Below are 13,393 nucleotides of genomic sequence, written 5' to 3' on the forward strand. Positions count from 1 at the left end.
AACACCGCGAGGAAATCAGGCGGTTATTCGCATCTTACCGGCTGGCTGAGTGAGCTTGCAACACCGGAGGGTGGCGCCGGAATAGGCGAAGCACGCCGGACAGCCGATGCGACATAGTCGTCGATAGACGCGTTGCCTGATGACCCCGCGACGGAGACACTGCCGATGTTGCCGCCGCCGTCGAAGCTGAAGCGGACCGTCACGATGCCGGTCCCGTTGCCGGGGCATTTGCGGGCGTATCGAGCAATCTTCGTTCTCACGCGCGTCATCCACTGCTGCGGCGAGACCGACGAAGAGAAGAGGCTCGTGGAATTTTGGCTGGCGGCCGTGCGGTCCGATTGTTTGGCCTGGATCTTCGCCTCGGCCATGTCCGGACGGGCCTGCTGCTGCTGTTGCTTCGGCTTCTGGACCTTCTTCACCGGCTCCTTTCGGGGCTCCGGCTTTTTCGGCTGTTCCGGCGGCTTTTCCGCGACCGGTGGCGGCAGAGGCCGCATCGCCGGCAACGGCACTTCGACATTTTCCAGCGCCGCCGTCATCTGTTCGTCGACCGGCTTGATCTCCTCGATCGGTTCCGGCGGTGGTTCGGGGACGGTTTCGGTAACCTCGGGTTCCGGCTCCGGTGGCGGTTCTACCACGGGCGGCTGCACCGGTTCGGGCTCGACCGGTTCGGCGACTTCCTGCGGCGGCGGTTCGACCGGCTGCTCGACGGGTTCGGCAACAGGCTCCGGCTGCGGTTCCTTGATGGGCTCCGCCTGCTCGTTCATCACCTGTTCCTGCTCCTGCATGTCAGGAGAGATCTGCTCTTCCTCGGTCTTGGCGGCTTCCGGCTCCGGCGCGAGTTCGATCATGATCGCTGCAGGCGGTGCGTTGTCGGCGAGTACCTCGGGTTGTTCGCGCATCAGATAGGCCGCGGCGCCGAAATGTACCGCCAGCATCAGCAGTCCGGCAGCGCCCCACAGCGCCAGCTCGCCGACGCGTCCGCCCGGACCTGTCTGCGAGACGACGAGGCTCATGGATTGCCTCCGGTTGCCGGTACGGCGGGTGCGGCGGCAGGAGCATTTCCGGCGGGCGCCGGCGCGGCCGGAGCCGCCGGTGCCGGCAGCGTTTCAAGCCCGACCAGCGCGATCTTGAGGTAGCCGGAATCGCGCAGCAGGTTCATGACCTCCATGAACTGGCCGTAATCGACCGCCTTGTCCGCACGCAGGAACACGCGGGTGTCCTTCTTGCCCTCCGTGACGCGGTCGAGGGTCGCCGCAAGCTGCTCGCGCCCCACTGCGTCATTGCCGATATTGAGGCTCAGGTCTTCCTTCACCGTCAGGTAGAGCGGCTCCTCCGGCCGTTCGGCGGGCTTTGCGGTCGAGGCGGGAAGATCGACATTGATGTCGACGGTCGCCAGCGGTGCCGCCACCATGAAGATGATCAGCAGCACCAGCATGACGTCGATGAACGGCGTCACGTTGATCTCGTGGTTTTCGGAAAGCTCGTCGCCGTGCTGTTCGCGGATGCCGCCGGCCATGGTTGATCAGCCCCCTGCCACCAGCGAGACCGGCGCCTTGCGGCTGCCCGGAGGAACCTTGCGGAAATCGAGGTCGCGGCTCACCAGCCGTTCCACACCCGCTGCGGCATCCGCCAGCAGCTGCCGGTAGCCGGTGATCGAACGGGCGAAGACGTTGTAGATGACGACCGCCGGAATGGCCGCAACGAGGCCGATCGCGGTCGCAAGCAGCGCTTCAGCGATGCCGGGCGCAACGACGGCGAGGTTGGTGGTCTGTGACTCCGAGATACCGATGAAGGCGTTCATGATACCCCAGACCGTGCCGAACAGGCCGACGAACGGAGCCGTCGAACCGATCGTCGCAAGCACGCCGGTACCGCGCGACATGCGCCGGCCGGCATAGGCCTCGATGCGGGAGAGCGTCGAGCCGACCCGTTCCTTCACGCCGTCGCCATGGGCATGGTCGAGGGCTGCTTCTGAAAGCTGCATTTCTTCTGCCGCGGACCGCAGCATCAGCGCGGCGGGACCGCCGCGGCCACCGGTGGCGCCGACAGCTTCCGAAAGCGTGCGGGAGGTGCGGATGACCTTCAGTGTGCGGGCGGCGCGCGCGCGCGCGCCTGCAAGCTCCAGCGTCTTCGCAAGCCAGACCGTCCAGGTGATCAGTGAAGCGAATGCGAGCCCGATCATCACGCTTTTGACGACCCAGTCGGCCGCCATGAACATGCCCCAGGGCGAAAGGTTGTGCGGCAGGTCCGAACGCTGTTCAGGCTCCAGGAACTGCGTGAACATGTCGATCGGCTGGCGTGCCCCCGGTGCCTGGGTCGGTGCTTGGGCCGGGCTGGCAGGCGTGGGCTGGGCGGTGTTGCTCGCCGGTGCTCCTGTCGAAACGGCGGGTTGCGAGGCGGAAGCTTCCGGCTGCGGGGTAGCGGGATTGGTCGGCTGCGCGGTGGGCGGTGCCGCGGTCGACGAGGCTGCCGGCTCGTTCGGCGCCGTGCGGGAGGTTGTCGGCGCTGCCTGCGCGGCAGGAGCGGGGGGCGCCTGGGTCGGCTGTGCGCCGGAAGGTGAGGCAGCCTGCGGCGAGGGCGGTGCTTGCGTCGATGTATCCGGTGCAGGCGCCTGCGCCATCACCGCCGAAGCCGTCAGTACCACGGCCGCGAGAGCGATCGGTAACCGGCTCCTGATCGGCTGGCGCATCGAAAAAGCGGGCTTCAGGGCAGCAGGCATGGCAGGCGATACTCCGGACTATTCGGCATGGCGGACAGCGCTCGGGGCGCAGGTCGGCAATGTCGGAAACGGGACACCGGAACGCCGCCGGCCACTGCCGCCGGGTTCGCGATGTTGCAGCTACCGGATAATAAACATGAGTAGAAATGGCAACTAATAAATCTGCGGGATGCCGATCAAATTTATGCGTGTTAGAGCAATTGCCCCGTTCGCGCATGGGATGAGCGTTCCGTTACCCGGAACCAAGCGGTTGGACGCGCTCAGCGCGCCAGCCAGCCGCCATCGACCGGCAGCACGACGCCATGCACATAGTCGGATGCCGGCGAGGCGAGGAATACTGCGGCTCCGCCGAGCTCTTCCGGCTGGCCCCAGTGCCCGGCTGGAATACGGCTGAGGATCGCCGCGTTGCGGTCCGGATCGTCGCGCAGCGCTTCTGTGTTGTTGGTCGAGAAATAGCCGGGCGCAATGGCATTGACGTTGATGCCCTTGCCTGCCCATTCGCAGGCGAGCAGCCGGGTCAGGCCGGCAAGTCCGCTTTTCGAGGCCGTATAGGAAGGGATGCGGATGCCGCCCTGGAAGGAGAGCAGCGAGGCGATGTTGACGATCTTGCCGCCCTTGCCCTCGGCAATCAGCCGGCGTGCAAACGCCTGGGAAAGGAAGAACACGGTCTTCAGGTTCACGTCCATCACCGCATCCCAGTCGGCCTCACTGAAATCGATCGCGTCGGCCCGGCGGATGATCCCGGCATTGTTGACGAGGATATCGGCACGCCCGGTCCATGCGACCGTTTCGCTGATGATCCGATCGACCGGTTCGAGCGTCGAAAGGTCTGCCTGGATCGACAGGCTGCGGCCGCCCGCCGCGCTGACCGCTGCTTCCGTTTCGGCCATGGAGGAGCGCCCGACCAGCGCCACATCCGCGCCGGCCTGCGCCAGCGCCACGGATATCGCTTGGCCAAGTCCCGTATTGGCACCGGTGACGATCGCCGTCTTGCCCGTCAGGTCGAATGAAACAGCCATGTTTTCCTCCTCAGAAACCGGAAAATCCAGATATACCGCAGATGCTTATCGTCGCGAGCCCGCCGGTAGAAGCTGAAAATTTTTTCCACGTCACGGGTTGACGTCGAAAGCGGGGTAAAAGCGTTGGATGCGCGGCGCGCTAGCGGCGGCGTATCAGGCCACGAACATAGCTGATGTAGCGTTCGGCTGTTGTGTCGTCGGGAAAAATTCGCCGGGGCAAAAGCAGATGCCCGCCGTCGTAGAAAAGAACCAGCCAGTTGCCCAGCGCTATCAACTTCCTGAGCCGTTTGGTACCCAGTTCGATCAGCAGGCCGTCGCCTTCCGCCCGGATGATATCGGGTCCGAATTCAGCCTTGATGGAGCGAATCTCGCGTTTTTCCGAAACGATAAGCGGGGAGGGGCCGGCCTCCCTGAACCTCTTTGCCAGGGCATCGTAAAACCCCAGCAATCCCATCAGCTTTTGCCGCCTCTCGAAATGGTATTGCACGACAAGATCGATGCCGTCCTCGAGTTCCGCATCGGAAATCACATACTCAAAATGCCAGGAGCCGTCCGCGAACGTCACGGACGGCTCCTGTAATTGTTCGGGCTGTTCGCCGGAGGTCACAGCGTGCGCGTGATATGCTCCACGCGGAAGCATTCGATGACGTCGCCTGCGCGCATGTCTTCGTAATTCTCGAACGCCATGCCGCATTCCTGGCCCATCGGCACTTCGCTGACTTCGTCCTTGAAGCGCTTGAGCGTCTTGAGCTTGCCTTCGTGGACAACGACGTTGTCGCGGATAAGGCGGACGCCCGCTCCACGCTCGACCTTGCCCTCGACGACACGGCAACCGGCGACCTTGCCGACCTTGGTGATGTTGAACACTTCCAGGATCTCGGCATTGCCGATGAAGGTTTCGCGACGTTCCGGAGACAGGAGGCCTGACATCGCTTGCTTCACGTCATCCACCAGATCGTAGATGATGTTGTAGTAGCGGATTTCGAGACCTTCGCGTTCAGCGGCGGTTCGTGCCTGCGGGTTGGCGCGGACATTGAAGCCGATGATCGCCGCATTGGATGCCTCGGCAAGCGAGATGTCCGATTCGGTGATGCCGCCGGCACCCGAATGAACGATGCGTGCACGGACTTCGTCGGTGCCGAGCTTGTCCAGTGCGCCGATGATCGCTTCGATCGAACCCTGCACGTCACCCTTGATGACCAGCGGGAATTCCTTCAAGCCGGTATTCTGGAGCTGGCTCATCATCTGTTCTAGCGAACCGCGCTGTCCGGACTGGCGGGCAGCCGCCTTGTCGCGGGCAAGCCGCTGGCGATATTCGGAAATCTCGCGGGCACGGCTTTCGCTCTCGACCACGGCGAACCTGTCGCCGGCGGCCGGGGTGGCGGAAAGACCGAGCACCTCGACCGGCATGGCAGGACCGGCTTCCTTCACATGGTCGCCCTTGTCGTTGACGAGCGCACGAACGCGGCCCCACTGATCGCCGGCGACGATGATCTGGCCCGGCTTCAGCGTGCCCTTCTGGACGAGCACGGTCGCAACCGCGCCGCGGCCACGGTCGAGTTGGGCTTCGATGACGATGCCTTCGGCCGTCCGGCTCGGATCGGCCTTGAGGTCGAGGATTTCGGCCTGCAGCAGGATGGCTTCGAGCAGCTTGTCGAGATTGACCTTGTTCTTGGCCGACACTTCGACGTCGAGCACTTCACCGCCGAGCGATTCCACGAACACTTCGTGCTGCAGAAGCTGCTGGCGAACCTTGTCCGGGTTGGCTTCGTGCTTGTCGATCTTGTTGATCGCCACGATGATCGGAACACCCGCTGCCTTGGCATGGGAGATGGATTCGATCGTCTGCGGCATCACGCTGTCGTCGGCTGCGACCACCAGGATTGCAATATCCGTCGCCTGCGCACCACGGGCACGCATGGCCGTGAAGGCGGCGTGGCCGGGTGTGTCGATGAAGGTGATCTTCTGGCCGTTCTGTTCCACCTGATAGGCGCCGATATGCTGGGTGATGCCGCCGGCTTCGCCGGAGACCACGTTCGCATGGCGGATGGCGTCGAGCAGCGAGGTCTTGCCGTGGTCGACGTGGCCCATGATGGTGACGACCGGCGGGCGCGAAACCATTTCGCCTTCGTCGTCGGCAACGTTGAAGATGCCTTCTTCGACGTCGGATTCGGAGACGCGCTTGACGGTATGGCCGAATTCGCCGGCGATGATTTCGGCGAGGTCGGCGTCGATGACGTCGCCCGGCTTCATCATCTGGCCTTCCTTCATCAGGTACTTGATGACGTCGACGGCGCGTTCGGACATGCGCTGCGACAGTTCCTGAATGGTGATGGTTTCAGGCAGGATGACTTCGCGCATGACCTTTTCGCGCGTTTCCTGCATCTGGCTGCGGCGGAACTTCTCCTGCCGGCGACGGGTCGCGGCCATCGAACGGCCACGGGCATTGCCGTCGTCGTCGGTGCTGACCGTGGTCACCGTCAGCTTGCCGCGGCGGCGTTCGTCTTCGGTCTTCGGGCGGGCCGGAACCTTGGCGGGAGCAGCGACGGGGACTCGGCCACGGCCGGGTGCGCCACGCGGCGGGCCGCGATCTTCGTCTTCTTCGTCGGCGCCCTTGCGGCGACCGGCAACCGGCAGTGCCGCAGGTGCGGCGCCGGGAGCTGCAGGCCGGGGAGCCTGGGGACGGGTTTCGCCCGGACGGCCGGCAGGGGCGCCAGCGGCGCGTTCGGCCGGCTTTTCGGCAACCGCGGGTGCAGGTGTCTCTGCCGGGGCCGGGGCCTCGACCGGTTCGACCTTGGGTTCGGCAGCACGGCGGGCAGCCTCGGCGGCTTCCTCGATCTTGCGGCGTTCTTCCTCGACCTGGCGACGTGCCTCGTCTTCGGCGCGCTGCTTGGCCTCGACGACCTCGCGCGCCTGCGCTTCCATCAGAGCGCGGCGACGGGCTTCCATCTCGCCTGCGGACAGATCGTGCAGGACGGCGCCGCCCTGACGCTGCTGCGGACGCTGCGGCTGGCTGGATTGCGGACGCGGCGGCTGGCCGGACTGCTGCGGGCGCTGCGACTGATTGGATTGCGGCGGGCGCTGGCCATGCTGCGGCTGTTGCGGCCGCTGGTTCTGCGAACCCGGCTGGTGGACGCGCGGCGCGGGAGCAGCCGCCTGCGGCTGTGGCGGACGCTGGGGAGCGACCGGCTGCGCAACGGCCTCCACCACCCGCGGCGCGGGCGCTGCTGCAGGCGTGATTGCAGGCTTTTCATCCAGCGGCCGGGTCGGCCGCCGCTTCACTGTCTCGACGACGACGGCCTTGGTGCGGCCGCGACCCATGTCCTGGCGGACGGTACCCTGGCTCATCCCAGATGGCTTCAGTGTAAGGGTCTTCTTTACGCCCAGTGTCTTATCGTCTTTGTTGTCGGTCATTCCGTTCCTGTTCCTTCGGACAGGAACGGATGGAAGCCATCAGAACCCGTCGTTTAATCCGTACATATCGATGTGCGTCCGGCTAAAGCCGGTGACCGCGTCATTGTTTCGGCATGTCAGCGACACCTTTTGTCTGGGACAGACCGCCCATGCGGTACTGTTCAAGTAGGTTTGCGCGCTTCACTACACCCTCACCCGCCTGCCCCGCAAGCGCGCAGGCATGGATAAAAGCATTCTGGCCCATCACTTCGTCCAATTCAGCGCTCGTGAAGAGCGAAAAGGACGGAATGTCTTCCCCGGTATTCGAACCGAGCTTCCAGGCCTTGCGGGCCTGGTCTATTTTTCTCACTCCGTCGGCGGCCGCATCGGCCGCATGGAACACTGCAAGTGCCGCACCCGAGCGCACCGCGGCATCAACTTTCGTCGCGCCGGTGACGAATTGGCTCGCCTTGCGCGCCATGTTCATCATGCCGACGAGATCGGCGGCGAGCAGGCGATCCACCAGCGCACCGAGATCCGCATCCGCCTTCGCCTCGGCCTTGAGGGCGCGAGCGAAAAGCTTTTTCTGGACTGCCCGGTCGACGAGCGACCGTTCAGCCTTGATCCAGCAGCCACGGCCTGGAAGCTGACGCTTCAGGTCGGGCACGACCTGGCCGTTCGGGCCAGCCACGAAGCGGATCAGCGTTTCCGGCGATCCCGCCTCACGGGTGACGATGCAGGTACGGTCGTTCACGACGATCTCGCCCAGGTCATCATCGACAGGTCCGTCATCATTGTGGTCCGGCTCATTCGCGAGCGGGATCATTCCTGCTCAACGGCGTCCGCCTCCTCCGCTTCGGCTTCCGGCTCGGGGGCACCCTTTGCGAGGTCTTCTTCGGTGATCCAGCCTGCCGACAGGCGGGCCTGGACGATCATGTTCTCGGCTTCGACGCGGGAAATGTCGAACTTCGAGAACAGGCCCTCGAACTTCTTCGTCACGCCGTCCTTGCGTTCGCTCCAGCCGACGAGGTCGTCGGCGGCGCAGCCGGCAAAGTCTTCGATCGTCTTGATGCCGTCTTCGCCGAGCGCGACGAGCATCTGGCCGTTCAGACCGTTGATCTGGCGCAGTTCGTCCTCGACGCCGAGTTCCTTGCGCTTGGCGTCCATCTCGCCTTCGATCCGCTCCAGATATTCGCGGGCGCGGGTCTGGATTTCGGTCGCGGTGTCTTCGTCGAAACCGTCGATCGAGGAGATTTCGTCGAGATCGACGTAAGCCAGTTCCTCGACCTGGGCAAAACCTTCCGAAGCCAGCACCTGGCCGACCATTTCGTCGACGTCGAGGGCGTCCATGAAGAGGTTGGTGCGCTCGTTGAATTCCTTCTGGCGGCGCTCCGACTCTTCGGCTTCCGTCATGATGTCGATGTCCCAGCCGGTCAGCTGCGAGGCGAGGCGGACGTTCTGGCCGCGGCGGCCGATGGCAAGCGACAGCTGCTCGTCCGGAACCACGACTTCGATGCGCTCGGCATCCTCGTCGAGAACCACCTTGGCGACTTCGGCCGGCTGCAGCGCGTTGACGATGAACGACGCCGGATCTTGAGACCACGGAATGATGTCGATCTTCTCGCCCTGCAATTCGCCGACGACCGCCTGGACGCGCGAACCGCGCATACCGACGCAGGCGCCGACCGGATCGATCGAGCTATCGTTCGAGATGACGGCGATCTTGGCGCGCGAACCCGGATCGCGGGCGACCGACTTGATCTGGATGATGCCGTCGTAGATTTCCGGCACTTCCATGGTGAACAGCTTCACCATGAACTGCGGATGGGTACGCGACAGGAAGATCTGCGGGCCGCGCTGTTCGCGACGGACATCGTAGACGTATGCGCGGACGCGATCGCCGTAGCGCATGTTCTCGCGCGGGATCATCTCGTCGCGGCGGATGATGCCTTCGCCGCGGCCGAGGTCGACGATGACGTTGCCGTATTCGACGCGCTTGACGGTGCCGTTGATGATTTCGCCGACGCGGTCCTTGAACTCGTCGAACTGGCGATCACGCTCGGCTTCACGCACCTTCTGGACGATGACCTGCTTGGCCGACTGGGCGGCGATGCGGCCGAAATCCATCGGCGGCAGCGGATCGGCGATGAAGTCGCCGATCTTGGCATCGACGTTGCGGTCGAGCGCCAGTGCCAGCGGGATCTGCGTGCCGTAGTCCTCGGCGTGATCGACGACTTCCAGCAGGCGCTGGAGCCGGATTTCGCCGGTCTTGGAATTGATGTCGGCGCGGATATTGGTTTCCGAACCGTAGCGGGAGCGGGCGGCCTTCTGGATGGCGTCGGCCATCGCGGCCAGCACGATCTCGCGGTCGATGACCTTTTCGCGCGCCACTGCATCCGCGATCTGCAGAAGTTCAAGCCGGTTCGCACTCACTGCCATTGTCGTTGGTCTCCGTAGGTCAAACGATGAGGCCCTTCCTGGGGAAAGGCACAAGTCTCTGTTCGGTTTATTCGTCTTCTGCTTCTTCGTTCTGGTTCGCGGCCTGCGCCTTGGCGAGCTTGTCGGCCCGAAGCGCGTCGCGGATCAGATCGTCGGTCAGAATGAGCTTTGCCTCGGCCAGTGCCGAAAACGGGATCGTTACCCGTGGTTCCTCGCCATAGGCGACCTGATCCCGCTCGATCGTGAAACCGTCCGCATCGCTTTCGGTGATCCTGCCGCGGAACCGCTTGCGGTTGTCGATCATGATCGACGTTTCGCATTTGACCAGATGGTTCAGCCAGCGGGTAAAATCCGACTTGCGGACCATCGGGCGGTCGATGCCCGGCGAGGACACTTCCAGATGATACTCCCGATCGATCGGATCTTCTACATCCAGGACCGGCGAAATCGCCACGGATACGGCTTCGCAGCCCTCGACATCCATGGTGCCGTCGTTGCGCTCGGCCATGATCTGCAGCGTCGCGCCGTTCTGGTTCAGCATCCTCACACGCACCAGGCGATAGTCCATGGCGGTCAGGACGGGCTCGATGATTTCGGCGACCCTCAGGTCAAGCCCGGTCTCGATGATGAGCCGCGGCTCGTATTCGGTTTGCGGCATAAGCTCTCCGGCAATCATTGCCCCATAGCTGGGCCCAATGTCTGGGTTACAGTGATCGCCTAACAAAAAAGAGCGGGTCCGGTGGGGCCCACTCTTCATCGGACGATCAAGAATATGGGGTGCATATACGCTTTCAGCCCCCCGAATGCAAGAGTCGCATATTCTCGGGCTCCAGCGACTGGAATTTGCTTCTACCGGGTCTATAACCGTTTGGTACGACGCACGAAAGAACGAGGACAAAGTGCCCGATCGGATATCGACCCTGGCTCCCTTCAGGCACCCAACATTCAGAACCATCTGGATCGCCAGCCTCGCCTCCAATTTCGGCAGCCTCATCCAGGCCGTCGGCGCGGCGTGGATGATGACCTCGATCACCGATTCCGAAGACATGGTCGCACTGGTCCAGGCCTCGACGGCGTTGCCGATCATGCTCTTTTCGCTGATCGCGGGCGCGCTGGCCGATAACGTCAACCGCCGCACCCTGATGCTGACGGCGCAATTCTTCATGCTCACCGTCTCGATCACCCTGACGCTCTTTGCCTATCTCGACCTCCTGACGCCCTGGCTGCTTTTGACATTCACCTTTTTGCTCGGCTGCGGTGTTGCGCTCAACAACCCGGCCTGGCAGGCGTCCGTCGGCGACATGGTGCCCCGCGAGGTCCTGCCAGCTGCGGTGACGATCAACAGCGTCGGCTTCAACATCACCCGCAGCGTCGGTCCTGCGATCGGCGGAGCGATCGTTGCGGCCGCGGGCGCGGCGGCCGCGTTCGCTGCCAATTCGATGAGCTATTTCGCCCTGATCTATGCCTTGATCCGCTGGAAACCGGAAGGCCGCGACAATGCGCTGCCGCGCGAGACGCTTATGCGGGCGCTTTCGGCCGGTCTCGGCTATGTCCTCATGTCGCCGAACATTCTCAATGTGCTGTTCCGCGGCCTTGTCTTCGGTCTTTCGGCAAGTGCCGTCCTGGCGCTTCTGCCGATCGTCGCGCGCGATCTCGTTTCCGGCGGCCCGTTGACATACGGCATCATGCTCGGCGCTTTCGGGGTCGGCGCGATCGCCGGTGCCATGGGCAATTCGCGACTGCGTGAAAAGCTATCGAGCGAATCGATCGTCCGCCTGTCCTTTCTGGGTTTTGCCGCGAGTGCCGCGATCATCGCCATGAGTTCAAGCACGCTGCTGACCGCGATCGTCCTCCTCGTGCCCGGCGCCTGCTGGGTGCTGGCTTTGTCGCTGTTCAATACGACGGTGCAGCTTTCGACGCCGCGATGGGTGGTCGCCCGCGCCCTTTCCTTCTATCAGACGGCGACGTTCGGGGGCATTGCCGGCGGCAGCTGGGTGTGGGGTATCCTGTCCGATACGTTCGGCGTCTCGATCGCGCTGACGCTGTCGAGCCTGGTCATGTTGCTTGGCGCTCTGGTCGGCATGCGCCTGCCGCTGCCGCAGTTCAGCGATGCCAATCTCGATCCGCTCAACCGCTTCAACGTGCCGATGCTGAGCCTCGACCTGCAGCCGCGCAGCGGACCGATCGTCTCCTTGGTGGACTATACCATCGCCGACGAGGACGTGCCGGAGTTCCTGGCGCTGATGTCGCAGCGACGCCGGATTCGCATCCGCGATGGCGCGCGGCAATGGGCGCTGATGCGCGATCTGGAACATCCGGAAATCTGGACGGAGACCTATCACACCGCCACCTGGGCCGACTACGTGCGCCACAACCAGCGCCGCACCCAGGCGGATGCCGAGGTCTGGGACGCGATCCGCACTCTTCATCGCGGCGAAGAGGGCCCCCGCGTCCACCGGTTGATCGAGCGTCAGACGATCCCGCCGAGCGACGACATTTTCCACAAGTCGCCGCCCGACCTGCACCACTGACTACCTGATTTTTCCCTTGAGCGACGGATCGGGAAAACACGTTGGAGCAAGGCCGTTCTTTGCCTGCCAGTCGCCGAGCGCACGGCGGGTCTTGTAACCCGGCAGGCCATCGACATTGCCCACGTCATAACCCTTGGCGACCAGCGCCTTCTGCATCGCGAGCACGTCGGAGCGCAGCATCTTGCCGACATCGCCCCAGGGCGCCTGGAAAGGTCCTGCGCCCGACGCGATGCGATCGGCCAGATTGCCGATGAACAGCGCGTAGAGATCCGAGTTGTTGTATTCCTTGATCACATAGAAATTCGGAGTGACGACGAATTCCGGCCCGTTGCGCCCCGCCGGGACCAGCATCATGCCATCAGCCTTGAGGTCGGCCGCGGGAAACGCCTTTCCGGAAATGCGGGTGATGCCCGTCGCAGCCCAGGCCGAGACGGGCTTGGCGAGATCCGGCCCTTCCTGCGCGCAGGAAACTTTTGCGGGGATCGTCACTTCGAACCCCCAGTCGCGGCCGCGTTGCCAGCCTTCCTTCTGCAGGTAGTGGGCGATCGAGGCAAGCGCATCCGGCACCGAGTTCCAGATGTCGGGACGACCGTCACCGTCGAAATCGACGGCATATTTCAGGTAGCTCGACGGCATGAACTGCGGCTGGCCGAGTGCCCCAGCCCAGGAGCCCTTCATTGTCGCCGCATCGACATCACCCCGCTCGATCATCTTCAGCGCTGCGATCAGCTCTTCACGGAACATGTCCTTGCGGGTCGACATGAAGGCCTTGGTCGCCAGCACCTGCACGGCCGAATAGGGCATCCGCGCCTTGCCGAACCCGGATTCACGGCCCCAGATGGCGACGACGATCTCGCCCGGCACGCCATAGGCCGCCTCTATCTTCTTCAGCGTCGCCGAATAGGTGGAGGCAAGCCCGCGGCCGGTGGCGGCAAGCCCTTGCAGGCGCTTTTCGGAAAAATAGGCCCCCGGCGAGGAAAACTCCGCCTGGCTCTGGTCCTGCTGTTTCGGCGGCTCCGAACCCGGCGGCACCAGGTCCGGCAGGTCCCAGTTCAGCGCCACGCCCTGAAAGGCGGTCTTCAGCGTCTTCTCGGAAATCCCCGCTTTCCTCGCCACCGGACCCAGATCGCCGGCAATCCATCGCTGGAACTGCTTTTCGACATCGGGACGGCTCTGGGCGAGAGCGGGGAGGGGGAGGAGGGTTGTCGCTATGAGGAAAAGAAAGGCTGCGATGTGCCGGAAGGCACCCCCTCTGCCCTGCCGGGCATCTCCCCCACAGGTGGGGAGATCGA

11 protein-coding genes are annotated in these 13,393 nt (G+C 63.9%); 1 reads left to right on the top strand and 10 read right to left on the bottom strand.

From position 1 onward, the window contains the following. Positions 1 to 23 precede the first annotated feature (23 nt). From LZK81_RS01265 to rimP, 9 genes are all read right to left on the bottom strand, one after another. The gene (locus LZK81_RS01265) at positions 24 to 1,013 is read right to left on the bottom strand and encodes an energy transducer TonB family protein (RefSeq protein ID WP_233954950.1); all 990 of its coding nucleotides are present in this window, start codon (positions 1,011 to 1,013) and stop codon (positions 24 to 26) included. After that, entirely contained in the window at positions 1,010 to 1,516 is a 507-nt protein-coding gene (gene exbD / locus LZK81_RS01270) for a TonB system transport protein ExbD (protein WP_233954951.1), read from the bottom strand. The genes LZK81_RS01265 and exbD overlap by 4 nt, the downstream gene beginning before the upstream one ends. 6 nt (positions 1,517 to 1,522) lie before the next feature. Further along, positions 1,523 to 2,689 carry a tonB-system energizer ExbB gene (gene exbB, locus LZK81_RS01275; RefSeq protein ID WP_233956418.1) on the bottom strand — a complete coding sequence of 389 codons (1,167 nt, stop codon included), beginning with the start codon at positions 2,687 to 2,689 and terminating at the stop codon, positions 1,523 to 1,525. Positions 2,690 to 2,979: 290 nt separating this feature from the next. Then, the gene (kduD, locus tag LZK81_RS01280; protein WP_046609400.1) at positions 2,980 to 3,738 is read right to left on the bottom strand and encodes a 2-dehydro-3-deoxy-D-gluconate 5-dehydrogenase KduD; all 759 of its coding nucleotides are present in this window, start codon (positions 3,736 to 3,738) and stop codon (positions 2,980 to 2,982) included. Between the two features lie 139 nt (positions 3,739 to 3,877). Continuing rightward, entirely contained in the window at positions 3,878 to 4,303 is a 426-nt protein-coding gene (locus LZK81_RS01285) for a hypothetical protein (protein ID WP_233954952.1), read from the bottom strand. Positions 4,304 to 4,341: 38 nt separating this feature from the next. Beyond that, entirely contained in the window at positions 4,342 to 7,152 is a 2,811-nt protein-coding gene (infB, locus tag LZK81_RS01290; RefSeq protein WP_233954953.1) for a translation initiation factor IF-2, read from the bottom strand. A gap of 100 nt (positions 7,153 to 7,252) precedes the next feature. After that, positions 7,253 to 7,957 (bottom strand): RNA-binding protein, encoded by a 705-nt coding sequence (locus tag LZK81_RS01295; protein ID WP_038547893.1) that lies wholly within the window; start codon positions 7,955 to 7,957, stop codon positions 7,253 to 7,255. Further along, positions 7,954 to 9,570 (bottom strand): transcription termination factor NusA, encoded by a 1,617-nt coding sequence (gene nusA, locus LZK81_RS01300; protein WP_046625423.1) that lies wholly within the window; start codon positions 9,568 to 9,570, stop codon positions 7,954 to 7,956. The genes LZK81_RS01295 and nusA overlap by 4 nt, the downstream gene beginning before the upstream one ends. A 67-nt stretch (positions 9,571 to 9,637) precedes the next feature. Then, positions 9,638 to 10,228, bottom strand: a complete 591-nt coding sequence (gene rimP / locus LZK81_RS01305) for a ribosome maturation factor RimP (RefSeq protein WP_038592094.1) — start codon at positions 10,226 to 10,228, stop codon at positions 9,638 to 9,640. A 241-nt stretch (positions 10,229 to 10,469) separates the two neighbouring features. Between rimP and LZK81_RS01310 the strand changes: the two genes are divergently transcribed. Continuing rightward, positions 10,470 to 12,101 carry an MFS transporter gene (locus tag LZK81_RS01310; RefSeq protein ID WP_233954954.1) on the top strand — a complete coding sequence of 544 codons (1,632 nt, stop codon included), beginning with the start codon at positions 10,470 to 10,472 and terminating at the stop codon, positions 12,099 to 12,101. On the opposite strand, the gene LZK81_RS01315 is transcribed toward LZK81_RS01310, so the two are convergent. After that, on the bottom strand, positions 12,102 to 13,334 hold the full coding sequence (locus LZK81_RS01315; RefSeq protein WP_233956420.1) for a lytic murein transglycosylase: 1,233 nt from the start codon (positions 13,332 to 13,334) through the stop codon (positions 12,102 to 12,104). Positions 13,335 to 13,393: the final 59 nt, after the last annotated feature.

Origin of the sequence: Neorhizobium galegae (genome assembly GCF_021391675.1) — a bacterium.
GTDB classification, from domain to species: Bacteria; Pseudomonadota; Alphaproteobacteria; order Rhizobiales; family Rhizobiaceae; genus Neorhizobium; species Neorhizobium galegae_B.